This is a genomic window from Paenibacillus tianjinensis, assembly GCF_017086365.1.
GTDB classification, from domain to species: domain Bacteria; phylum Bacillota; class Bacilli; order Paenibacillales; family Paenibacillaceae; genus Paenibacillus_AQ; species Paenibacillus_AQ tianjinensis.
Genome location: NZ_CP070969.1, coordinates 3,907,472 through 3,930,351, shown reverse-complemented (window position 1 = coordinate 3,930,351; position 22,880 = coordinate 3,907,472). Strand labels below are relative to the sequence as shown.

Annotated in this window: 17 protein-coding genes; 15 read left to right on the top strand and 2 right to left on the bottom strand. The window is 50.7% G+C overall.

Going from position 1 to position 22,880, the window contains the following annotated elements; genetic code table 11:
- Positions 1 to 198 precede the first annotated feature (198 nt).
- From leuC to JRJ22_RS17835, 8 genes are all read left to right on the top strand, one after another.
- On the top strand, positions 199 to 1,623 hold the full coding sequence (gene leuC, locus JRJ22_RS17870) for a 3-isopropylmalate dehydratase large subunit (RefSeq protein ID WP_206100798.1): 1,425 nt from the start codon (positions 199 to 201) through the stop codon (positions 1,621 to 1,623).
- Between the two features lie 33 nt (positions 1,624 to 1,656).
- Complete coding sequence (gene leuD, locus JRJ22_RS17865; protein WP_206100797.1) at positions 1,657 to 2,259, top strand: 3-isopropylmalate dehydratase small subunit; 603 nt, start codon at positions 1,657 to 1,659, stop codon at positions 2,257 to 2,259.
- Positions 2,260 to 2,449: 190 nt separating this feature from the next.
- On the top strand, positions 2,450 to 4,042 hold the full coding sequence (locus JRJ22_RS17860) for an N-acetylmuramoyl-L-alanine amidase family protein (protein WP_206100796.1): 1,593 nt from the start codon (positions 2,450 to 2,452) through the stop codon (positions 4,040 to 4,042).
- 165 nt (positions 4,043 to 4,207) lie between these two features.
- Entirely contained in the window at positions 4,208 to 5,650 is a 1,443-nt protein-coding gene (locus tag JRJ22_RS17855) for an N-acetylmuramoyl-L-alanine amidase (RefSeq protein WP_206100795.1), read from the top strand.
- A 107-nt stretch (positions 5,651 to 5,757) separates the two neighbouring features.
- The gene (locus JRJ22_RS17850; RefSeq protein WP_206100794.1) at positions 5,758 to 6,402 is read left to right on the top strand and encodes a GerMN domain-containing protein; all 645 of its coding nucleotides are present in this window, start codon (positions 5,758 to 5,760) and stop codon (positions 6,400 to 6,402) included.
- An 80-nt stretch (positions 6,403 to 6,482) separates the two neighbouring features.
- Positions 6,483 to 9,236 carry an S-layer homology domain-containing protein gene (locus tag JRJ22_RS17845; RefSeq protein ID WP_206100793.1) on the top strand — a complete coding sequence of 918 codons (2,754 nt, stop codon included), beginning with the start codon at positions 6,483 to 6,485 and terminating at the stop codon, positions 9,234 to 9,236.
- A 227-nt stretch (positions 9,237 to 9,463) separates the two neighbouring features.
- Positions 9,464 to 10,174, top strand: coding sequence for an endonuclease III (gene nth, locus JRJ22_RS17840; RefSeq protein ID WP_206100792.1), 711 nt, complete (start codon positions 9,464 to 9,466; stop codon positions 10,172 to 10,174).
- Positions 10,175 to 10,176: 2 nt separating this feature from the next.
- Positions 10,177 to 10,443, top strand: coding sequence for a hypothetical protein (locus tag JRJ22_RS17835; RefSeq protein ID WP_054941305.1), 267 nt, complete (start codon positions 10,177 to 10,179; stop codon positions 10,441 to 10,443).
- A 265-nt stretch (positions 10,444 to 10,708) separates the two neighbouring features.
- Here JRJ22_RS17835 and JRJ22_RS29775 read toward each other — a convergent pair whose 3' ends face one another.
- Positions 10,709 to 10,942, bottom strand: a complete 234-nt coding sequence (locus JRJ22_RS29775) for a DUF2812 domain-containing protein (protein ID WP_206100791.1) — start codon at positions 10,940 to 10,942, stop codon at positions 10,709 to 10,711.
- Complete coding sequence (locus JRJ22_RS17825) at positions 10,893 to 11,186, bottom strand: PadR family transcriptional regulator (RefSeq protein WP_332461404.1); 294 nt, start codon at positions 11,184 to 11,186, stop codon at positions 10,893 to 10,895. The genes JRJ22_RS29775 and JRJ22_RS17825 overlap by 50 nt, the downstream gene beginning before the upstream one ends.
- A 250-nt stretch (positions 11,187 to 11,436) precedes the next feature.
- Between JRJ22_RS17825 and JRJ22_RS17820 the strand changes: the two genes are divergently transcribed.
- From JRJ22_RS17820 to JRJ22_RS17790, 7 genes are all read left to right on the top strand, one after another.
- Positions 11,437 to 15,096 carry a dynamin family protein gene (locus JRJ22_RS17820; protein WP_206100789.1) on the top strand — a complete coding sequence of 1,220 codons (3,660 nt, stop codon included), beginning with the start codon at positions 11,437 to 11,439 and terminating at the stop codon, positions 15,094 to 15,096.
- A 148-nt stretch (positions 15,097 to 15,244) separates the two neighbouring features.
- Complete coding sequence (gene purT, locus JRJ22_RS17815) at positions 15,245 to 16,435, top strand: formate-dependent phosphoribosylglycinamide formyltransferase (RefSeq protein ID WP_206105192.1); 1,191 nt, start codon at positions 15,245 to 15,247, stop codon at positions 16,433 to 16,435.
- Complete coding sequence (locus tag JRJ22_RS17810; RefSeq protein ID WP_206100788.1) at positions 16,425 to 16,889, top strand: GNAT family N-acetyltransferase; 465 nt, start codon at positions 16,425 to 16,427, stop codon at positions 16,887 to 16,889. The genes purT and JRJ22_RS17810 overlap by 11 nt, the downstream gene beginning before the upstream one ends.
- 219 nt (positions 16,890 to 17,108) lie before the next feature.
- On the top strand, positions 17,109 to 18,758 hold the full coding sequence (locus tag JRJ22_RS17805; protein WP_206100787.1) for a response regulator: 1,650 nt from the start codon (positions 17,109 to 17,111) through the stop codon (positions 18,756 to 18,758).
- A gap of 2 nt (positions 18,759 to 18,760) precedes the next feature.
- Complete coding sequence (locus JRJ22_RS17800) at positions 18,761 to 20,587, top strand: sensor histidine kinase (RefSeq protein WP_206100786.1); 1,827 nt, start codon at positions 18,761 to 18,763, stop codon at positions 20,585 to 20,587.
- Positions 20,584 to 21,606 (top strand): substrate-binding domain-containing protein, encoded by a 1,023-nt coding sequence (locus tag JRJ22_RS17795; protein WP_206100785.1) that lies wholly within the window; start codon positions 20,584 to 20,586, stop codon positions 21,604 to 21,606. Before JRJ22_RS17800 ends, JRJ22_RS17795 begins: the two co-directional genes overlap by 4 nt.
- Before the next feature lie 140 nt (positions 21,607 to 21,746).
- A complete protein-coding gene (locus JRJ22_RS17790) occupies positions 21,747 to 22,829 on the top strand; it encodes a galactose ABC transporter substrate-binding protein (protein ID WP_206100784.1) in 1,083 nt (360 codons plus the stop codon).
- The last annotated feature ends 51 nt before the right edge of the window (positions 22,830 to 22,880 follow it).

Sequence of the window (22,880 nt, the reverse complement as noted above, 5' to 3'; positions counted from 1 at the left end):
CTATAGAAACCTGTTTTAATATAGTCTGCTATGTGACGTCTGCTCTTTCATATTAAGAGTTGTCTTATAGGTTAAACCTATTGCTTTTATAGAAATCATATCTTGGAATTATAAACAACACAATGTTATATTTAGATCATTCAAGAGAGACTCCACGCTCTCTTCCAAATGAACGATTCTACTATATGAGGTGAAACCATGGGCAACAAGACAATGTTTGAGAAAATTTGGGATAATCACGTAATTCATCAAGAGGAAGGCAAACCTAGCATCATTTATATTGACCTGCATTTGGTGCATGAGGTTACATCTCCGCAGGCTTTTGAAGGACTCCGCTTAAGCGGCCGCAAGGTCCGCCGTCCTGAGCTGACTTTCGCTACCATGGACCACAATGTTCCTACTAAGGACCGTTTCAATATTACGGACCCGATCTCCAAGCAACAGATTGACACCTTGTCGCAGAACTGCCGTGATTTCGGAGTCAGACTGTTTGACCTAAACGATATCGACCAGGGTGTCGTACACGTTATGGGACCGGAAATCGGCTTGACCCATCCCGGCAAAACGATTGTCTGCGGCGACAGCCACACCTCCACACACGGGGCATTCGGTGCACTGGCCTTCGGCATTGGAACAAGTGAAGTTGAGCATGTACTGGCTACCCAGTGTCTGCAGCAGTCCAAAGCCAAAACAATGGAAGTCCGCTTTACCGGCAAACGCAATAAGGGAGTAACTGCCAAGGATATGATTCTCGGTGTTATTGCTAAATACGGCACTGATTTTGCTACCGGTTATGTTATCGAATATACCGGCGAAGCGATCCGTGAGCTGTCGATGGAAGAACGGATGACCGTCTGCAACATGTCGATTGAAGGCGGAGCGAGAGCCGGCCTGATTGCACCGGATGAGACAACTTTTGAATATCTGCGCGGCCGTGAGTATGTTCCGCAAGGTGAGGCCTACGATGCTGCTGTTGCTTCCTGGAGAAGCCTGGTTAGCGATGAAGGTGCCCAGTACGATACTGTTGTTGAATTCGACGTGGAAACACTGATTCCGCAGGTAACCTGGGGTACTAGTCCTGGCATGGGAACGGACATCACTTCGAGTGTGCCTAACCCTGCAGATTTCACTACCGAAAATGAACGTAAAGCTGCTGAAAAAGCGCTTGAATATATGGATTTGACACCAGGTACGCCGATCTCTGAAATCGGCATCGATTATGTCTTTATCGGCTCCTGCACCAACGGACGGATCGAAGACCTGCGGGCTGCCGCTCAGGTAGCTAGAGGCCACAAGGTGTCTGATAAAGTTACGGCAATTGTTGTTCCCGGCTCCGGACGTGTGAAGATGCAGGCAGAGAAAGAAGGCCTCGACAAAGTATTCACCGAAGCGGGCTTTGAATGGCGTGAAGCAGGCTGCAGTATGTGTCTGGCAATGAACCCTGATGTTCTCCAGCCTGGACAGCGCTGTGCTTCGACTTCGAACCGCAACTTTGAAGGTCGCCAGGGACGCGGCGGACGGACGCACCTTGTTTCTCCGGCGATGGCGGCTGCGGCGGCAATCAAAGGACGGTTCACTGACGTACGTGACTGGAATTACAAGACGGAAGCCGTCAACGCATAGAAACTTTGAGAGAGAGCGGGAGGAAATAACAATATGGAAGCTTTCAAAAAATTAACGGGAATCGTTGCCCCGGTCGACCGGGTAAATGTGGATACAGACGCTATTATTCCAAAACAGTTTTTGAAACGGATTGAACGGACCGGATTCGGACAGTTCCTGTTCTACGAATGGCGTTTTGACGAGGCCGGCAATGACAATGCCGCATTTGAAATGAACAAACCACGCTATCAGGGGGCGTCCGTACTGATCTCGCGGGCTAACTTTGGCTGCGGATCCTCCCGGGAGCATGCGCCATGGGCAATTATGGACTATGGCTTCAGAGTGGTGATTGCACCATCCTATGCCGATATTTTTTATAACAACTGCTTTAAGAACGGCATCCTGCCGATCAAACTGTCGGAGTCACAGGTGGATGAACTGTTCAACCGTACAGCTGAGCATGAAGGTTACAGCTTGACAGTGGATCTGGAGAACAATAAGCTCAGTGATGAGTATGGACTCTCCATTAGCTTTGAGCTGGATGAGCACCGCCGTCAGTTCCTGCTGCAGGGGCTTGATGATATCGGCCTTACATTACAGCATGCGGATGAAATCGCAGCTTATGAAGAGCGTCATGCGGCGAAGCTGTTCTCTTAATTAAGACACAGATATCCGCAAACTTTACAAATTTTACACAAAACTTCTATTTCCGGGTGTCGGAAATAGAAGTTTTTTTGCTATAATCGATATATTCATTGCCTATAGAGGCAACTTTTGGAGTGTTCTGTCGTCTAAACCTTATCTGTGTATTATTTGTATCTATTATTTGCCAAAAGGAGAGTAAGGGATGAGAAGAGCCGGACAACGGGTGTTATTTCTATTGCTGCTGCCACTGCTATTGCTATCATTCGCCGGCCGTGAAGCCGCCGCAGCCGGAAACGGCGCAGGCAGAATTATTATGGACAACCAGGAGCTGGCATTACCACAGGGAATCAAGCTTGAAAACGTAAATGGAAGCGTTATGATTCCTATCCGCGTAGTTGTGGAGAACTTGGGATTTCAGGTGCAATGGGAGCAGAAATCGAAAAAGGTAACCGTTCAGCAGGATGGCAAAACGGTTCAGCTTGCGGTTGGCAGCAAAACAGCTGAAGCTGATGGAGTTACGCTGGCACTGAATGCGGCTCCCAAACAGAACGGCGGAACAGTGCTGGTGCCGATCCGCTTTGTCAGTGAGCAATTCGGCCTCAAGGTCGGCTGGGACAATAATGACAAAACGGTTTATCTCAGCGGCGGCCAGACCGGCGGTTCTGGAACCTCCGTGGATCCGTTGCCGTCACTCACTCCGACTCCGCAGCCTGCGGTGGCAACACCAAGTCCTGTTCCTAGTGCGACATTAGCTCCAGTAATAACGCCAGGGGCTGACGATGATCTGGGAACAGGAACTCTGGGGCCAACCGCCACGCCGATTCCGGGCAGTGCCGGTACAGCGGTGACTACACCGCAGGTTATGGGTGCCGTATTCAGTGAGAATCGTCTCATCGTTGCGGTAGCAGGAGGCGCTAAGCCAACGGTTACGAAGATTAGCAATCCGGAGCGGATTGTGATCGATTTTCCCGGAGCTGCCTTTGCACCGAATTTCGTTGGCAGTTTGCCAAGTGTTGCTGCGAACGGTACTCCGCAAGGCAAGCTGGACGTTGCCGGATACCCGCTTGTATCTGAAGTGCGGTATGCGCTGTTTAGTACAAGCCCCTCAACCGTCAGATTTGTCATTCAAACGGTCGGGAGCCAGCCTTATCAGCTGAGTACCGATAACAGCACAGGACTTGTCACCATTGATTTAAATGCAATAAGCAACAGCGGAAGTGATGGTGGAGGTGCAGCTTCTTCAGGGAAACCAGTTGTAGTACTCGATGCCGGTCACGGCGGCAAGCAATCCGGGGCTGTCAGTCTCACAGGCAAGCTGGAGAAGGACATTAATTTAGCAATCGTCAATAAAGTGGGAGCGCTGCTAATACAGGATAGCCGGGTTGACGTTGTGTTCACCCGAACGAGTGATATAACGCTAGGCTTGCAGGATCGTGTAAATATCGCCGAGGCAGCCAATGCGAATCTGTTCATTTCAGTACACGGCAATTCTCTTCCGGAAGCTTATCCTAACCGGGAGAAAGTTAACGGCAGTGAAACCTATTACTCGCGGACGGAGAGTCTGCCGCTGGCCCAAATTATGCATAAGCATCTGGTAGCGGGTACCAGCTTTAAGGATAACGGAGTCAGAACTAAAAGCCTGCATGTTACAAGAGAGACCAGCATGCCAGCAGTACTGCTGGAAGTAGGATATATGAGCTCTGCAGCGAACGAATCCGCCATGCTCAGCGAACAGCTGCAAAATAATCTGGCGAGGGAAATTGTTGCCGGAATATATGAATATCTTGGGCTGTAAATGCGGCAGAATGCTGATAGATTATGAGGAAACATAGACGCCGTTTGGAATTAATTCGCAACTTTTAAACTGTAGCGGCGTCTAAACAATGTCGAAGGTTGTCTATGGCCAGGTCATCATGAACGCCGGTTTTCTGGCGGAATACTAGATTCTTAGAGGTGAAGAATGAAGAAATTTGCTTTTATGCTGTTGCTAATGCTCTTTGTATTGATTTTACCGGAGCATGGACAGGCTGCTGCCGGAAACAACCAGATTTTTCTCGATGGAAAGGAACTGACAGCAGGTCAAGAGGTTCCTGTTGAGAATGTGAACAGCTCCATTATGGTACCGCTAAGAATGATTGCTGAGAACCTTGGCTACAAGGTCGGCTGGAATCAGACAAGCAAGACAGTTACGATTGAACAGCAGGGCAAGACCGTAAAGCTGATCGTGGATCAGACGACAGCTTCTGTAGATGACAAAACGGTCATACTTACCAATGCTCCTCTTAACAGGAGCGGCACTACCCTGGTACCAATCCGCTTCGTCAGCGAGCAGTTCGGGCTGACTGTCAGCTGGGACAACACACAAAAGGTTGTAAACCTTATTACCCCCGAAACCGGCGGTAATAACACTGGTTCAGACAGTGGAGCTAGTGACGGTGGAACAAGCGTTGTCGTACCTCCGGCTGAAACGACGAATAACCTGACCATGGTAAATGGCATCAGCTTTAGTGAGAACCGGCTGACCATCGCGATGGAAGGCAATGCCGTTCCGAAGGTATCGAAGATGAGCGGTCCGGACCGGATTGTGGTCGATCTGCCAAACGCTACTTTCTCCGATTTGTTCGGAACCGGACAGGTGCTGGATCCTAACCTTAACGGCAGTCTTAGTGTAACGGATTATCCCGATGTATCCGGAGTGCGCTACTCCCTGTATAGCACTAATCCGTATACCGTCCGTTTTGTCATCGATTTAAAAACTCCGAAGAACTATAGCGTTGATATTTCTGGAGATACCTCCAAGCTGGTTGTCATTGATCTGAATGCCGTTAGTACAGGTGATACAGCAACCCAGCCCGGCAACAGCGGGCGGAAGCTGATTGTGCTGGATGCCGGACACGGAGCCAAGGACTCAGGAGCAATAGGTGTTACGAAGAAATATGAAAAGAACTTTAATTTAGCCGTTGTTCTAAAAGCAGCTGAACTGCTGAAAAAAGAAAGTAACATTGACGTGGTGCTGACCCGCAGTGATGATACCTTCCTTGAACTGAAGGATCGTGCCGCAATGGCTAACAATCTGCATGCGGATCTCTTTATTTCCGTTCATGCGAATAGCAGTGCTTCATCGGCTGCTACAGGGTCAGAAACTTACTACCAGCGAGCTTCTAGCAAGGCTCTTGCAAGTGTGATGCATAAGTATCTTGTGCAGGCAACCGGACTCAGCGACCGCGGCGTACGGTACGGGAATTTCCATGTTATCCGTGAAACGACTATGCCTGCCGTTCTTCTTGAAGTGGGTTATTTAAGTAATAAAGGCGATGAATCACTGCTGTTCTCAGAAGCGCTGCAGAATAGAGTCGCAGCTGGGATGGTAAGCGGGATCAAAGAATATCTCGGTTTAAAATAACAGCCAAGCGGCAGATAAGAGCCGCAAAGCGTGGTACGGCCAGCATAGCAGGCTGAACAGGCTTTGCAGTTCTGTCTGCCCGTATTCATCTAGAGGGGGTAATGTTGATGAACAAGAAATTAACGTATACAGCGGTCTCAGCAGTTCTTCTGATGGTAATTGCCGGATGCGGAGAGAAGCCGGCAGCCTCTCCGGATGCAAATGCAGATCAAGGTAATAATTCGGTTGTAAGCGCGGCTGGAGGAAATTCGGAGAACAGCGGAGGCGAGGTGGTTACACCTTCTATTGCTCCGCCTGCAGAGGCAACCCCTGCTCCTACAGCGACCGCTAAGCCAACTGAACCGGCCAAGCAGTCTCAGGATATTGAAGTTTATTATACGGATCCGCAGCAGATGGATTTGATTGCAGCGGCAGGAACGATCAGCTTTACGAGTGAAACCGAGAAATACAGCGAGGCGTTCAAAACGCTTCAGAGCAGTAGCAATACGGAGCAAGTGCCACTCTGGAGCGGCATTGAGCTTAAATCGCTGGATTTCAAAGACGGGCAGATTGTGATGGACATTCACAAACCGGATGAAGCCCAGCTTGGCGCAGGCGGTGAGTCACTGGCGATAAGTGCGCTGGCCAAGACCCTCTTCCAGTTTGAAGAAGTGAAATCGGTCGAGCTTCTGGTCGATGGTGAGCAGGTGGAAAGTCTGATGGGGCATGTAGATCTGGAGCATCCGCTGACCAGAGAGAACAGCGGCCTCTAAATGCTGTGCAGGATTCGGAGCATGAATCCGCGAATAATGAATTGAACATTTACATGGATCATTGAGAGGGGAATAACCTATTGTCCGGTCAAAAAAGATCAAAACATTCGATTAAGGCCTATTCAACCAAAGCGGCATCAGCTGTCCTGGCCGGTGCTATGGCATTCGGCGGAGCAGGGGCTGCTTTTGCGGATACTGCAGTTACTCCGGCTACTACTTCTGCAGCTGCAACGACTCAAGCTGCTGTGGTATCTGCGGGTATTTTCAGCGATGTGAAAACAGGCTTCTGGGCCGAGAAACATATCTACAAGCTAGCTTCGCAGGGAATCGTAGTCGGCAATAACGGCTTGTTCCGTCCAGGGGATTCGGTCACTCAGCAGGAAGCTGTACTGATGGCTCTCCGCTTCATGAAGCTGCAAGGCAATATAAGCAGTACAACGGATGTAGTGCTTCCAACCAATTTCCAGGTTTCGAATTATTATAAGCCGTATGTTGTGCTAGCTTTCCAGTCAGGACTGCTGGATAAGACCGTAGAGATGGCAGCGGATAATCTCAAAACCTCCTGGGGTGAGCGCAAAGCTTCCCGTGAGTGGATTGCTGAATTGCTGATTAGAGCTTTGGGCAAAAGCTCGCAGGCAGCATCAGTGGCTAATGAGCCAACCGGTTTTGCCGATGATGCTAAGGTCTCGGCGAATAAACGCGGCTATATCAATACTGCGGTAGATCTGGGATTGGCTAACGGTTTGGACGGCAACCGGTTTGATCCGCAAGGTGCGGTAACCCGTGCTCAGCTGGCGACTTTTTTCAGCCGGGCAGAAGCGCATAATACCCTGCAGTACGACAATACGGTATCGGGCACCATCAGCGCATTAAAAGACGGGAAAATGACGGTTTACAGCAACGGCGCTTCCTCTGTCTATAATCTGAGTCCGAACACAGCTTACTTCAACAGCTCTTCCGATACAAGAATCAGTCTGAATGAAATTCAGCCCTATACGAAGGTTACTGTCATCGGAGCCACTTATAATGCGGCCTATGTAGAGTTGACGGATGCTACTCCGCAGATAGAGGCTGTTGAAGGTACCTTCGCCAAAATTACGCAAGGAATTATCTGGGTGGATTCGGCAACGGGATATGACCAGTATAGCTATGATGCCAATACAGTCTTTGTGGATGTCAACGACGCTGCCATCACGGCTTCGTCTATTACAGCAGGCAGTAAGATTAAGCTTGTGCGTGAAACATACAGCGGCTTACACAAAGTGGTTAAGCTCCAGGTAACCTCGGGGATTGTAAACAAGACAGCCACGGGAACACTTCAAAGCATTAACCTGGCGGCCAAAAGCATAACCTTCAAAAATGCAGCCGGAACAGTGGAGACCTTCAACTGGGAAGAGGGGGCGACACTGTTCAGTTCGCAAAACGCTGTACTGCAGCCAGCCGATCTGAAGGCTAATGCAGCCGTGAAATATACGATTAAAAATAATGTTATTGCTGCTGTTGAAGTGACATCCGGAACGGAACGAACAGTGCAGGGTTCGATTGTTGAAATGACAGGCTCAACTATAGTGTATAAAAAAGCAGATGGTACACGTGAAGTTAGGCTGCTCGCAACCTCCCCAACCATTATAATTCCTAATGTGACAACTCCGGTTGCCGGGGATCTTATCGCCGACGCTACCGGGGGGGACAATGTTCAGCTTACACTGAACAGCAGCGATCAGGTTACTAAAATTGAAGTGACCAGCCGGCAGATTGAGCAATATAGCGGATCAACGGTTATTGCCTATAATACGAAATCACAGCTGCTTACCTTTATGGACAATAATAACAAGGCACATGTGGTTCAGATTGATGCCAATACGAAGCTTGCCTATGATGGTGCGCCGACTACTTCGCTGATCAACATGGCGACAAGATTGACTGAAAACCGTAAAGTTGATGTAATATCGATAAATGAGCGTGCGCTGTCTGTAGAAAGTACAACCAAATATAGCGGAACGCTGGCTTCAGTGAGTACCTCAACCAAAACGATAGTGCTTAAGCTAAGCAATGGTCAGCTGCTGACACTGCCTTATCCATTATCTGTTGATTACTTTGGCAAGACATCTGCTGCCATTACTGATGTCTCACTAAACAGTCAAGTCACAGCGGTGCTCTCCGGAAGCCAGGATGTCATCTCGGTACTTCGGGTTCAATCATCGGCCCAGCTTGAAGTAACCTCAGTAAACAGCACTACGAATAAGCTGGGTGTGAAATGGTCGGGCGGTACGAGTGAGCTGTACACGTTAACTATTCCGATGACAAACGAAGCCGGACAGAAAATTACTGTAAGTGATTTGAAAGCCGGAGATTTTGTGAATGTGAAGTTCGAAGGAAGTGCGGCGCTCTCCATCCAGGCAGTGAAGGTTAGCCTTGGGCAAGTGGCTGCTTTGGATACTACAGCAAGCACTCTAACGGTGAAGGATTATACTGGAGCAACCCAGACGTATTCGACCGCCGGAGGGGTAAAGATCATCCGGGACGGAGTAACGACAACAGCGCTTGGAAATATTACAACTGCAGACCGTGTGGAAGTGCGCAAGGATGCTGATGGAGCAATCATTATCCGCGTATTGACCCAGCTAAGCCGGGCATTCTCACGTGCGGATAGCAGTAGCAATGAGCTGCAGGTCAAACGCTCTAATCTGAACGATCCATACCGCTACACATTTGCATCCAATGTATATATTCATCAAGGTGACACGACTTTATCCGTGCAATCTCTCAAAGAAAATGATAATATTATAATGTATTTCAATAATGATGTTATCGTTGAAATTGTGAAACAATAATGTTATGGTGGATTTCCGGGTGAAACACCGTCTTGACGCAGAGGAAATACTGCGTCAAGACGTTTTTTTTGAAATATAAGAATAGATAGAATGCTCACAATTATGTATCCTTATATTTCGGTAAACAATGAGAAGATACGCTCGCAATTGAAACGGATCCCTTCTTTTGAGGACAGGCCCTCCGTTTCTCCTTCGTTCGAGTGTAAATACTCCGTGGAGGGGACGCTATGAAAGCTGCAGAGGTCCGCCACATTCTGGATAGTATTGGAGACTTGTTTCCTGATGCGCATTGTGAACTGAACCACAAGAACGCCTTCGAGTTAACGATCGCGGTATTGCTGTCAGCCCAATGTACGGACGCAACAGTAAACAAAGTGACCGAGGACCTGTTTCAAAAGTACAAAACTCCACTGGATTATGTTTCTGTCCCCTTGGAGGAGCTGGAGAATGACATCCGGCGCATCGGGTTGTTTCGCAACAAAGCCAAGCATATTCACAACCTCTGTTTGATTCTGATTGAACAATACGGCGGTGAAGTCCCGCAGGCGCATGACTTACTGGTAACCTTACCGGGTGTCGGGCGCAAAACGGCTAATGTTGTAGTTTCCAACGCATTTGGTGTCCCGGCCATAGCCGTAGACACTCATGTGGAACGTGTAGCAAAACGGCTCGCACTAGCAGGCTGGAAGGATTCTGTGCTGGAAGTGGAGAAGAAGCTCATGAAGGTGATACCCCGTGAGGAATGGACGCTCACGCATCACCGGCTGATCTTTTTTGGACGATATCACTGCAAGGCACAGAATCCCGCATGCCAGATTTGTCCGTTGCTCGATGTGTGCCGTGAAGGCAAGAAGCGTATGAAAACCGCCGTAATCAGGAAAGATAAGATTACAGCGGGAGCAAGCAAAAAGTTAGAGATGAAGAAGAGGATGGGATAGAGATGAAGTGCATTTCTGTGTATACTGATAATTTTGAGGCGTTTTCCGATATTTTTGACCGTGTAGTTGAAAGTCCGCTTGAAGAAAACGAAGAGCAGGAAGTAGAAGGCATCACAATCAGCCACTCCGGTGATGTGCCTGAGCATTACCTGGAGCGTATGTCCCAGAAGCCCGAGGTTGTCGTAATGAAGGACAAGTCCCGCGGCTTGACGATTCTTCAGCATGGCAAAGTATTCGAAATTCTGCTTCCAGTATTGGAAACAGCATAATATTATTCTACTCAAAGAGCCGTCCCGTTTGGGCCGGCTCTTTTTTGCGGTGCAAAATACTAGTGTAAAGGATGATTTTTCTCACTAACTTGAGTACTTTACGAGAATGATCTTAGCCTTAATGAATAAGCAATATAGACCATTAGGGACGGTACCAGTATCATGACGCACAGCATAATGGCCACAAAAGAAAAATTCTGCAGCAGCATTTGCTTCCAGATTGTAGTTGAAGCATATCTTAAAACGAAGCTTGCAACGGTCAGCATCAGTGTAACGAGAGCCATAGTCCTGCTATTCGGACAACTCTGGAGTATTTCACGTATGAGGTTTCGCGGTCGGTATGCAGGGGAACTGTTCCCGGTTCCGCTGAGAAGATATGCAGATCCCCGGAAGAACACACATAATGCCAGCCGCTGTCAGCGAAAATATCCTTGTACTCCTGTTCTTCCTCATTTTGCAGCTGACGGATATCGAGACAATAAATCAGCTTGTGCGGCATGCCCGTGCCGTGCCATTCTTAATCTCCGCTCAATCTCAGCAGCAATGATCTGCTCTCCCTTAGCTGTCAGCTGGTAGGTTTTTCTCCGCTCATCCTCGTCCTCATTCAGTAATATATAATAGGTTTTCTGCATCTTCTTGATTAAGGTATAAAGCGTTGCCGGTCCGATCCTGACCTCTCCGTCTGTAAGCTCTTCGATATACTTCATTATCGCGTAACCGTGCTTAGGAGTATATAAGGCCAGCAGGATGTAGTATGCCGAGAATTTTGTAAGGGATTATAGCTGTTTTTGTAATCTGTGATTATTTGATTTATGACAAACTGGTGATAGAATGAAGATAATCTTGTACACTTTAAATTTAAAGATAGCGTTTTTTAAATATTAATGAGGAATAAAATGTAAAATCAGGCGCCGGATTTATTGGCCCTATCAGCGGAGCAGTACATAGACATAGGTGTATAGACATTATGGGAGACGGCGGAGGTGGACGTTTGTGCGAGCAGAACCAGCGAAGCTGGAGCAGATAAAGGAATCAGGGCTGTCATCGCTTCAATCACTGATGGATCAGTGGGGCGAACGGGAAACGGCCCGGGTGATTGCTGATTTGCAGGTTAAGGAACAAAGGCATGAGCTGACGCTTGCTTTTTGCGGCCATTTCTCTGCGGGAAAATCAAGTATGATCAACAGGCTGTGCGGCAGTGAAGTGCTTCCTTCCGGACCTATACCCACAAGCGCCAATGTGGTATCCATCCGCAGCGGAGCGCCGCGCGTATTGCTGTATCCTGTCACAGATAAGCAGGTTCCTTGGGAGACAACTCCTGACCGGCTGCAGGAATATTGCCGCAGCGGCAATGAGTATTCGGCCATTGAGGTATGGGAAACGGTTCCATTGCTTGGAGCTCATGGCGTGCTGATGGATACTCCGGGTGTCGATTCCACGGATGACGGGCATCAGGCGGCGACACGTTCGGCGCTGCATCTGGCAGATGTGGTGTTCTATGTGATGGACTACAATCATGTACAGTCGGAAAATAATTTGGCTTTCGCCAAAAATCTCAGTGATTGGGGAAAACCGCTGTATCTTATTGTCAATCAGATCGACAAGCACCGTGAGCAGGAAATTACAATCGAAGCCTACCGGCAGCAATTAGAAAGCGCTTTCGAATCTTGGGGAATTGAGGCAGCGGGATTGCTGTTCACTTCGCTCAAGGTGCAGGCGCATCCGCTGAACCAGTGGGATGAATTATTAAGCCTGATTACCCGGCTGCTGGAGCAGCGGGAGGAACTGCTGCAATACAGCTTGTCCCGATCTGCACATCATATCGCAGATACGCTGATGGCTGCTTATCACGAAGAACAGCGCGAAGAACGGGAACCGCTGCTAGAAGAAGCAGAGGGGGCCAATGAAGCTTCGGTGCAGCGGGAAATCGCTGCCTGCGCCACAGAAAGGGATGAACTGGCCGAGCTGCCCGACCAGGCCAGGGGAAGCCTGCGCAGCGGACTTGACTCCCTGCTGGGCAACAGCAATCTTATGCCTGCAGATGTTAGAGAGGCTGCCGGGGCTTATATTGAGAGCTGTGCGCCCGGCTTCCGGCGTGGTTTCCTGTTCACTGCCGCCAAGCGGGAGAAGGAGCAGGCGAACCGGCTTGCCTCCTGGCACGCGCTGCAGAGCCGGGAGATTTCGGGCCAGCTAGACTGGCATATTCTGCAGCTGGTCAGGGAATGGGCAGAAGCCCTCGGCCTGTGGGAAGAGGGGGCGGAAGCCCGGCTGAAGGACAGCTTCCCGGCGGTGAGCCGGGAGTGGCTGGCGGCTGCAGTGAAGCCGGGAACGGGGACTGGCGGCGAGGCGCTGCTTAATTTCTGCCGCACCCTGGCGGCTGAAATCAAAGCACAGTACCGCCGCGCCGCATTGGCTCTTGGCGATGAGCTGCTGGCGAAGCTGCCGCCGCTGCTCGAGGAGCGGCGCGCCGGGCTCGCGCGCCGCGAAGCAGCCCTGCAGCGGCAGGCGGGCGCCCTCGCCGCGCTGGCTGCGCTTAGCCGCGCGGCGGACGCCCGCGCGGCTAAGCTAGCGGCGCTGCTGCCGCCGCGCCGGACCCTCACCCCCGGCACGCTGCCGGAGGTGAGGGCAACCGCGGCCGCGCCTAGCGCAGCGCCGCGCGAAGCCCAGCCGCAGCAAGGCGCAGCGGCTGGCACCCAAGGCCCCGCCGCCGCAGGCTGGGCGGCGGGGCCAACGCCTGCGGGCGGACGACGCAGGCTGGGTGAGGCCGCAGCGGTGCTGAACGCTGCGGCAGAGCTGCTGCGCGGCGAGCCGGCGATGGCTTCGGCGGCGCGCAGCCTGGCGGCGCGGGCGGCGGATCTCGCCGGCGGCCGCTTTACGATGGCGCTGTTCGGAGCGTTCAGCGCCGGCAAATCCTCGTTCGCCAATGCGCTGCTTGGCGAAGACGTGCTGCCCGTGTCTCCGCATCCAGCCACGGCCGCAGTGGGGCGGATTCTTGCGCCGGAAGGCGAGTTTCACCATGCTACCGCAGTGGTGACGATGAAATCGGCTGAGGAATTCTGGGAAGATATTCTTCATTCCTTTAGTGTGCTGCAGCTGCCGCCGCCGCAGCGGCAATCCTGGACTGCGGCTGCCGCAGGCCTGCAGGTCAGCGGACTGCATCCATCGGCTCTGCCGCATGTCGGATTCCTGCGGGCTGCAGCGGCAGGGTGGAAGAAGGCGGAGGGCCTGCTGGGTACGGTGCGCACAGTCGATCTGCAGGAGTACCGCAGTCTGGTCGCAGATGAGACACAAGCCTGCTTTATCCAGGGGACGGACCTGTATTATGACTGTCCGCTTACCGCCAGCGGCATTGTGCTCGTCGATACGCCGGGAGCAGATTCCCTGCATGCGCGGCATACCGGCGTGACGTTTGGTTACATGAAGAATGCCGATGCCATTTGTTTCGTGACCTATTACAACCATGCCTTCTCCAAAGCGGACCGTGGTCTGCTGGCCCAGCTGGGCAGAATTAAAGACAGCTTTGCGCTGGATAAAATGTTCTTCATTATCAATGCCTCTGATCTGGCAAGTGATGAAGAAGAGCTGGAGGAGGTCAAGGGGCATGTCGCGCAGAACCTGCGTGCCGGCGGGCTGACCTCGCCACGTATTTATGCGCTGTCTAGTTTGCTGGCGCTGGAGGGCAAGACAGGGAACGATCGGGACAGATATGAAGCCTCCCGTTTCCGGAGTTTCGAGGACGCGCTGGCACAATTCGCCGGTGGGGAACTTCCGCAGCTGTCGCTGGCCGCAGCGAGGGAGAGCATAACCGCCGTCCGTCTGCGGGCAACGGAATGGCAGGAGCTCGCTGCCATGGAGGCAGGGCGGCGGGAAACAGGCATGCAGGAGCTGCAGGAGCGTAAAGCTGCAGCCGGGAAGCGGCTCATGCTGCTCGCAGCAGAAGCAAGACCTGTCCGTGATCTGCGGCGTGAAGGGGAGGAACTGCTGTATCATGTTCGGCAGCGGATCGGCTTCGCATTGGGACGGTTCTTCCAGGAATCCTTCCATCCATCGCTGCTGCGTGAAGATGCCCGCAACTTGAAAGACATCTTCACGGCCTGCGGCAGAGAGCTGGAGCGTACCCTGCAGCGGGAACTGGAACAGGAATTGTGGGCAACTACGCTTCGGCTCGAAGCAGCAGGACACCGGTTAGTCCAATCGGCTGCTCAGTCAGCGGCAGAGGAGCTGTCCATTTCTCCGCAGGACCTGCAGTTTCTGGAGAATGAGAAGGAGGAGTGGCCATCACCGGATAAACTAGAAGCTTCATGGAATCCGCTTGACTGGCTGTCACTCTGGAGCTGTTTCAAATCGCCCCGCTATTTCTTCGAAGGGCCGGGCCGGTCCGAGCTGCGCGCTGAAGCCGAACCCCTGCTGAAAGAGGCTGTCGCCGGGGCGGCAGAAGTGCAGGAGAAGCTGCTGCTGGATTTCTATGTAAATGTTCTGGAGAAGGCATTAGGACGGGCCGCAGACAGACTTGGTGAAGAGTTAAACGAGCGGGAAGAGGTCATGTCAGAACTGCTGAGAGGAGGTGATTCTGCGGAGCATTGGAGCGATGTTGCTTGGCAATTGCACCGTCTTGAACATTCATTCGACGATGTCGTGGATAACGATCTGTGAAGTTTGTAGGAAAATGTCGAAGAACACTTGCAAATTAGCCGTTAATGGAAGAAAATAAAGAAGCCTGGAAATTTACAATGAAACTGCTGCGTTTACAGAAACAAAGAAAATACAGCAGTCAAATTTGCGAAAGAGGTTGGAATCGACAATGTGGGGAGCTCCTTTTTCAGCCCAAAGCCGTAAGCTGCTGCTCCTGGGCAGCGGCGAATTGGGTAAGGAAGTCATTATCGAAGCTCAGCGCCTTGGCGTAGAGACCGTAGCTGTGGATCGTTATCAAGATGCACCTGCGATGGGCGTGGCTCATCGTTCTTATGTTATCGATATGCTTGACGCGGAGGCACTTAAGAAGCTTATCCGCGCCGAGAAGCCGGACCTCATTGTGCCGGAGATTGAGGCGATTGCCACACATGCACTCCTGGAACTGGAGGCGGAAGGATTCGTTGTCGTCCCTACTGCCCGTGCAGCCCGGCTGACCATGGACCGCGAAGGCATCCGGAGGCTTGCTGCCGAAGAGCTTGGATTACCAACGGCGGCTTACCGGTTTGCTGACAGTCTGGAAGAGCTGCGCTTTGCCGTGGAAGAACTCGGCACACCTTGTGTGATTAAGCCGATTATGAGTTCATCCGGTAAAGGCCAGAGCATTTGCCGGAAGCCTGAGGATGCTGAAGACTGCTGGAATACGGCACTTGAAGGCGCCCGCGCCAAAGGAACCCGTGTTATTGTTGAAGGATTCGTAACCTTCGAGAGTGAAATTACTCTGCTTACGGTCCGTTCGGTAAGCGGTACGGTATTCTGTCCTCCCATTGGCCATATCCAGAAGGACGGCGATTATGTGGAGTCCTGGCAGCCGCATCACATGAGTGAGGCGCAGCTGGCCGAAGCCCAGTCTATCGCCAGAGCCGTGACGGATCAGCTTGGGGGACTCGGTATTTTCGGAGTCGAACTGTTTCTCACGGATCAGGGTGTATTGTTCAGCGAGGTATCGCCGAGACCCCATGATACCGGTATGGTAACCATGATCACACAGGATTTATCGGAATTTGCTCTGCATGTTAGAGCCATTCTTGGATTTCCGCTGGATTCGGTGCAGCTTTTGACACCGGGAGCATCGGCTACCCTTAAAGCGGAAGAGGCCGGACAAGCTTTTGCCATAACCGGTATCAGTGAAGCGCTGGCGATTCCACGTACGCAGGTAAGGGTATTCGGTAAACCTGAAATTCGCCAGGGACGGCGGATGGCAGTGACTCTAAGTGCCGCGGAAGATGTACAAATCGCGCGGACGGCAGCCAAACAGGCAGCGTCTATGCTAAAAGTGGAGGTATATGAGGATGAACAGTAGTACTCAGGAGCAAGTACTGCAAATTCGCAAATGGGGCGCAAGTGATCTGGAGAGAGTTACAGCCCTGTTGCGGGAATTCGGCTATCCGACAACGCTTAGCGTGATGAAAGAGAGAATGGAAGGCATGGAGCATGATCCGTTCCATTGCACACTGGTTGCAGAACTGGATAACGAAGTTGTGGGAATGATTGATCTTCGGCAGGTGAAATCCTATTACAAGCAAGCAGACTGTATTACGGAAATTACCGCGCTGATCGTATCAGAGGAACTTAGAGGGAACGGCCTTGGCAAAAGATTGGTCTCCGCAGCAGAAGATTGGGCCCGCCAGAATGGCTGCTGCCAGCTGTTCCTAAGAAGCGGCAACCGCGTAGAACGCGCGCCGGCACATGCTTTTTACCGTCATATCGGATTCGAGAAAAGCGCAGGCTACCGCTTCAGCAAAGCCCTGCTGTAAATCTTATACGTGCAATCATCCCCATCCCGCTCTTACGGGATGGTTTTTTTTTATGTTCAGCTATGTAAGGATACAGCCTTTATGTGTATTCTTAAAGTTGACCCTTGCCAAACGGGCAGACTAATATTATAGTGAAATGCCCGCTGTTTTTGCAGACATACTTATTTAAACAGACATAGAGGGCTGTGAATCAAAACATTATCCGAAGAGGGATGAAGCATGTATAAATTAATTCTGGCCGAAGATGAAGAAGACGTAAGAGAAGGGATTATTGCCCAGATTGATTGGGCGAAGTATGGCTTTGAAGTGGTGGACTCGGCTGAAAACGGGCGTGAGGCGACAGAGGCCATTGACCGCCTGCTGCCTGATGTAGTTGTTACTGACATTCAGATGCCATTTATGAACGGGCTTCAGCTGGCGGAATGGATCCGCAGCCGTCATCCTAACACGAAGATCATTATTCTGACCGGGTATGATGAATTCGAATATGCCCAGAAGGCGATAAAGCTGCAGATCGATGAGTATATTCTGAAACCGTTCTCTTCACAGGAGCTGATCGATGTTCTGCTTAAGGTAAAGGCGACCATTGAGGCGGAAATCGCCGATAAGGAAAATGTGTATGTGCTTAGCGAGCATTACCGCAAGAGCTTGCCTGTACTGCGCGAACAGTTCCTCTCCTCATTGGTGTCCCGCCGGCTGCCGCTACAGGAGATCACTGACAAGAGCGCGGAATACGGCATCAACCTTGACGGGAAGCAATTTCAGGCTTCGGTGATCAGCATTGACTATATCCGTGCGGGGCAGAGCCGGGAGGCTGCTGCGGGGCGACCCGTATCGTTGCGCGATACCGGCGACCATAATTTGCAGCTGTTCGCGATCCTCAATATTGCCGAGGAGATATGCCAGAAGCATGGCACCGGCAGGGTCTTCATCCACCGGGATGAAGTTGTGCTTCTCTCGGTTAGCAAAGAACCGGACGAAACGGAAATTACCGGCCATACCTTCGCCATCCTTGAAGAGATCCGCCAGAATGTACAGCACTTTCTGAAGCTGACAGTAACTGCGGGGGCCGGGACGGTATGCCAGTCTGCCTCCATGCTGTTCAACTCTTTCTCTGATGCAATGCAGGCGCTGGATTACCGGCTAATTCTCGGCAACAATAGAGTAATCTGGATTGAAGATGTCGAATCCAGATCCAATCAGATGCTGGTCTTCGATGAGCTGACACGGCAATCGCTGATCCGCACGATCAAGCTGGGGACGGTACAGGAGCTGAAGGAGGTCATGGACGAGCTGTTCGGAGGACTTGATACCGCTCATGTCTCTACACAGGATTATCAGATTTTTCTGCTGGAGATCATTACCTCGATTCTGCGTGTAGCCAAGGAGTCAGGCAGCGAGACCGCTAATTTTATCGTCCCTAACATGGCTACACTTACGGATATGAATAAATTCAATAATATGGGCGAAGCCAAACAGTGGATTATTAATGTATGTACCGGACTGATGGATTCCATTGCCTCTGGACGGCAGTCCAGCTATAAGCAGCTCATTGATCAGGCTAAGGAATATATCCGCAGCCATTACGAGGAATCAGATATATCCATCGGCAGAGTCTGCCAGCATCTGCATATCAGCACAGGTTATTTCAGCAGTATATTTAAAAAAGAGATGAAAATGACTTTTGTCAGCTATCTGCTGCAAATCCGTCTTGAGGCGGCCAAGGAGCTGCTGCGCTCCACGGAGCTGAAAGCTTTCGAAATTGCTGAAAAAATCGGGTTTGCCGATCCGAATTACTTCAGCTTCTGTTTCCGCAAGAAATATGGACAATCACCCAAAGAGTATAAGAACAGCGCCCGGGGAGGATAGCCATGAGCAAATCCAAGGGTTATTTCTTTCCGCTGCGGCCGCAGTCCGGTAACCGCGGCAGAATCCGCTTATCCGCCAAGCTGCGCAGCATTCAGCTGATTATTACCCTCTCATTCACGGCAGTAGCCGTCCTTGTTGCAGTAATCGTCAGTACAATGCTGTATAACAAATTTGCCAAAACCGCGGAAGAGAACGCCAACCTGAATATGCAGCAGATTATCGAGCAGGTCAATTATAATCTGGAGCTGTATGTGAAGGGCATGAGCAATATTTTTGAAACGGCAGAGGAGCAGGTTACGACAATTAATTCCATTGACTCACCGCTGCTCTATGAACGGATGGATACACTGATGAGCAGCCGGGAAGATCTTGTGTCCATAGCACTGTTTACCCCGCAAGGGAAGTATATTACTGGCACACCGGGCCAAAACATGCGGGTCAATACACAGCTGGAGAGTCAAAGCTGGTTTACCAACGCCCTAAAGTCCGCGGAGATTTCCTATTCAGCTCCACATATACAGAATTTGTTCAAAGGGCGGTACAACTGGGTGGTTTCGATCAGTAAGATGATTGAATACAAGGAGAAGGGGGAGCTGAAGCGCGGGATTCTGCTGATCGATTTTAACTTCCGTACCATCGACCAGCTCAGCCGCCAGGTAAAACTCGGGAAAAGAGGGTACGCTTACATCCTCGATTCATTAGGCAATATCGTATACCATCCGCAGCAACAGCTGATTTACGCCGGCCTGAAATATGAGAATGTCGAGCCGGTGCTTGCCTATTCCTTCCGCAGCTATCTGGATGAATCAACGGGTGAGAAGCGCTTTATTACTGTGCGAACCCTGGAAGAAACCGGCTGGAAAATTGTTGGTGTTGCCTATTACGATGAGATTGTAACGACCAAGCGCGATCTGAACCAGTTTCTGTTCTGGTTTCTGGCGGCGGTCATTCTCTGCGCCATTGCCGTCTCCGTATTCCTGTCGTGGCTGATTGCAAGTCCTATCCGCAAGCTGGAACGGACCGTCAAGCAGGTGGGCGAAGGGGATCTTAATACCCCGATCAATGTCAGCGGCGCTTATGAAGTCGAGCAGCTGTCGAGGCGCTTTAATCTGATGCTGCAGCGAATCCGCCAGCTGATGGATCAGATTATCTATGAACAGGAGACGAAGCGCAAAGGTGAGCTGGAAGTGCTGCAGTCGCAGATCAACCCCCACTTTTTGTATAATACGCTGAATTCTGTCATCCGGCTTGCCGAGCGGGGGAAAAATGAAGAGGTAGTTACGATGATCCAGTTCCTCTCCAAGTTTTTCCGGATTAGTCTGAGCAAGGGGAATAATATCATTACGGTACAGGAAGAATTGGATCATATCCGCCATTACCTAGTGATCCAGAGCTTCCGTTTCAAAAACAAATTCCGCTTTGAGATTAAAGCGCAGGATGAAGTACTTCCGTTCCAGACGATTAAGCTGATTTTGCAGCCCATTGTGGAAAATGCCCTCTACCATGGTATCGAAATGTCGCCGGATGAAGGACTCATCCTTATCAGCGCTGAACTGCAGGACAACCTGATCGTAATCCGGATCAGCGACAATGGCATCGGGATGTCCAAAGAGACACTTCATAATATCCTAAACGGCGGCAGTAAAAGTGCCGGCGGCTCCGGCGTCGGAGTTCGCAATGTGAATGAACGGATCGGTCTGTATTACGGGCGGGAATTCGGCCTTGCTTTTGAAAGTGAGCTGGAGGAAGGGACAACGGTTACGATCATCTTCCCGGCCATTGGACAGAGTGAAGGTCAAGAGAATACCGCGGGAGGGGAAACGTCATGAAGACAAAACGGTTAGTGCTGACTGTATTAATGTGCGCTCTGGTCTGGCTGACGGTCACCTCCTGCTTCAACAGAGCACCTGTTTATATCACTACGAACAAAACACGAAATATCCACATGATTGTGAAGATGAACAAGGGCGATTACTGGAACACGGTGAAGCTGGGTGCTGAAGCTGCCGCGAAGGAATTCAATGTGAAGCTGACCTTCAAAGCGCCGGATTCGGAAAGCGACATAGATGAACAGATCGCTATGGTGGAGGATTCAATTAACCTGCGTGCGGATGCCATCATCCTCGCTGCCAGCAGCTATATGGGGCTGGCCCAGGTTGTGGATCAGGCCGCCTATTATAAAATCCCTGTGATCTCCGTCGATGCAGAGGTCGGTTCTGCGCGGGTGCGGACCTATGTTGGATCGAACAGCTATGAGGCCGGGCAGAAATCCGCTGAACGGCTGATTAACCTGCTGAACGGATCGGGTGAGATCGGCATTCTCAACTTTACCAGCACCTTGCATGATCAGCGGTCTAACAGTGCTTCTATTGATTACGGGGCACGGGATGCGGACGAACGGGAGAATGGATTCCTGAATTATGCGGCCCGTTATCCGAATATTCATGTTGTGCAGATCTCCTATACCTCTTCCAACACTGCTGAGGCGGAGGAGCTGACCCGGCAAATGCTGCAGAACCACCCAGACCTGCGGGGCATCGCTACACTGAATGAGACGGCGTCACAGGGAGCGGGAAAAGTGATACAAAGTCTCGGACTTAACAATCTAATTAAGATGGTTGCCTTTGACAGCTCTCCGTCGATGCTGGAGCTGCTGCAGGACGGCACTGTTCAGGCCACTGTCATTCAGAATCCGTTCAGCAACGGCTATCTGGCGGTAAAATATGCGGTGGAAGCGCTGGAGGGAATCGAGGTGCCGGAACGTGTAGATACGGGGACAAAGCTGATCGATCTCGGTAATATGCTGTACCCGGAGAACCAGAAGCTGCTGTTTCCCTTCGTAAGATAGTATTTTTATAACATTAGAATTTTTATAAAAGAGAGTAGGATTTTGTATTCGCAACCGTTTTCATCTGGGGCATAATAAGGATGTACCTGAGACACGGTGCACAATAAAAAAAAGAAACATCACCAGGAGGTCATTTAATAATGAAAAAACTCACTTCCGTTTTACTTGCTAGTGCATTACTCGGGGCTGCTTTGGCAGGCTGCGGTGGCAATAACAACAATTCAGAAAATACAGCAACGAATGCTCCAGCCGGCAACGCGGCAACCAACACAGCAAACTCCGGCAGTGCAGAAACTCCAAAAGTCGGTGTAGCCATTTACAAATTTGATGATACCTTCATGACAGGCGTTCGTAACGCTATCGATGCTGCAGCTAAAGGAATTGCAACAGTAGATATCGTAGACAGCCAAAACTCACAGCCTACACAGAATGACAAGGTTGACCTGTTTGTTACTAAAAAATACGACGGCATGCTGATCAACCCGGTTGACCGTACAGCTGCAGGCGTTATCATTGACAAAGCAAAAGCTGCTGACATTCCGGTTGTCTTCCTGAACCGCGAACCGCTTCCGGAAGATATGAAGAAATGGGATAAAGTTTATTATGTAGGCGCTAAAGCTGAAGAGTCCGGCACGATGTCCGGCCAGCTGATCGTTGACTACTGGAAAGCTCACCCTGAAGCTGATAAAAACGGCGACGGCGTGCTCCAATATGTAATGCTTAAAGGCGAGCCTGGACACCAGGATGCGGAGCTTCGTACCACTTACTCCATCCAAGCCATTGAAGATGCCGGCATCAAGGTTGAGAAATTGGCTGAAGATACTGCAATGTGGGACCGCGTAAAAGGACAGGAAAAAATGGCTGCATTCCTTGGATCCCATGGCGACAAGATTGAAGCTGTTCTGGCTAACAACGATGACATGGCACTGGGTGCAATTGAAGCACTGAAAGCACAAGGCTACTTCACTGGCGACAAATACATGCCGGTTGTAGGTGTTGACGCTACTGCACCAGCTGTTCAAGCGCTGCAAGACGGAACTATGCTCGGAACTGTACTGAACGATGCCAACAACCAAGGTAAAGCGGCAATCGTACTGGCATCCCTGCTGGCTAAAGGTGAAACTCCAACCAAAGAAAATGTTGGCTTTGACATCACTGACAACCAATATGTATGGATTTCCTACAAAAAGATCACTAAAGACAACGTAGCTGACGCTCAATAATCGTGTACACATTCACTAGGTTTGCTAAATAAATATAATGACCGGGGAGCG

Excerpts from the sequence above, each read along its gene's own strand:
- leuC (WP_206100798.1), top strand. The coding sequence starts at position 199 with ATGGGCAACAAGACAATGTTTGAGAAAATTTGGGATAATCACGTAATT.
- leuD (WP_206100797.1), top strand. The coding sequence starts at position 1,657 with ATGGAAGCTTTCAAAAAATTAACGGGAATCGTTGCCCCGGTCGACCGG.
- JRJ22_RS17860 (WP_206100796.1), top strand. The coding sequence starts at position 2,450 with ATGAGAAGAGCCGGACAACGGGTGTTATTTCTATTGCTGCTGCCACTG.
- JRJ22_RS17855 (WP_206100795.1), top strand. The coding sequence starts at position 4,208 with ATGAAGAAATTTGCTTTTATGCTGTTGCTAATGCTCTTTGTATTGATT.
- JRJ22_RS17850 (WP_206100794.1), top strand. The coding sequence starts at position 5,758 with ATGAACAAGAAATTAACGTATACAGCGGTCTCAGCAGTTCTTCTGATG.
- nth (WP_206100792.1), top strand. The coding sequence starts at position 9,464 with ATGAAAGCTGCAGAGGTCCGCCACATTCTGGATAGTATTGGAGACTTG.
- JRJ22_RS17835 (WP_054941305.1), top strand. The coding sequence starts at position 10,177 with ATGAAGTGCATTTCTGTGTATACTGATAATTTTGAGGCGTTTTCCGAT.
- JRJ22_RS29775 (WP_206100791.1), bottom strand. The coding sequence starts at position 10,942 with ATGCCGCACAAGCTGATTTATTGTCTCGATATCCGTCAGCTGCAAAAT.
- purT (WP_206105192.1), top strand. The coding sequence starts at position 15,245 with ATGTGGGGAGCTCCTTTTTCAGCCCAAAGCCGTAAGCTGCTGCTCCTG.
- JRJ22_RS17810 (WP_206100788.1), top strand. The coding sequence starts at position 16,425 with ATGAACAGTAGTACTCAGGAGCAAGTACTGCAAATTCGCAAATGGGGC.
- JRJ22_RS17805 (WP_206100787.1), top strand. The coding sequence starts at position 17,109 with ATGTATAAATTAATTCTGGCCGAAGATGAAGAAGACGTAAGAGAAGGG.
- JRJ22_RS17800 (WP_206100786.1), top strand. The coding sequence starts at position 18,761 with ATGAGCAAATCCAAGGGTTATTTCTTTCCGCTGCGGCCGCAGTCCGGT.
- JRJ22_RS17795 (WP_206100785.1), top strand. The coding sequence starts at position 20,584 with ATGAAGACAAAACGGTTAGTGCTGACTGTATTAATGTGCGCTCTGGTC.
- JRJ22_RS17790 (WP_206100784.1), top strand. The coding sequence starts at position 21,747 with ATGAAAAAACTCACTTCCGTTTTACTTGCTAGTGCATTACTCGGGGCT.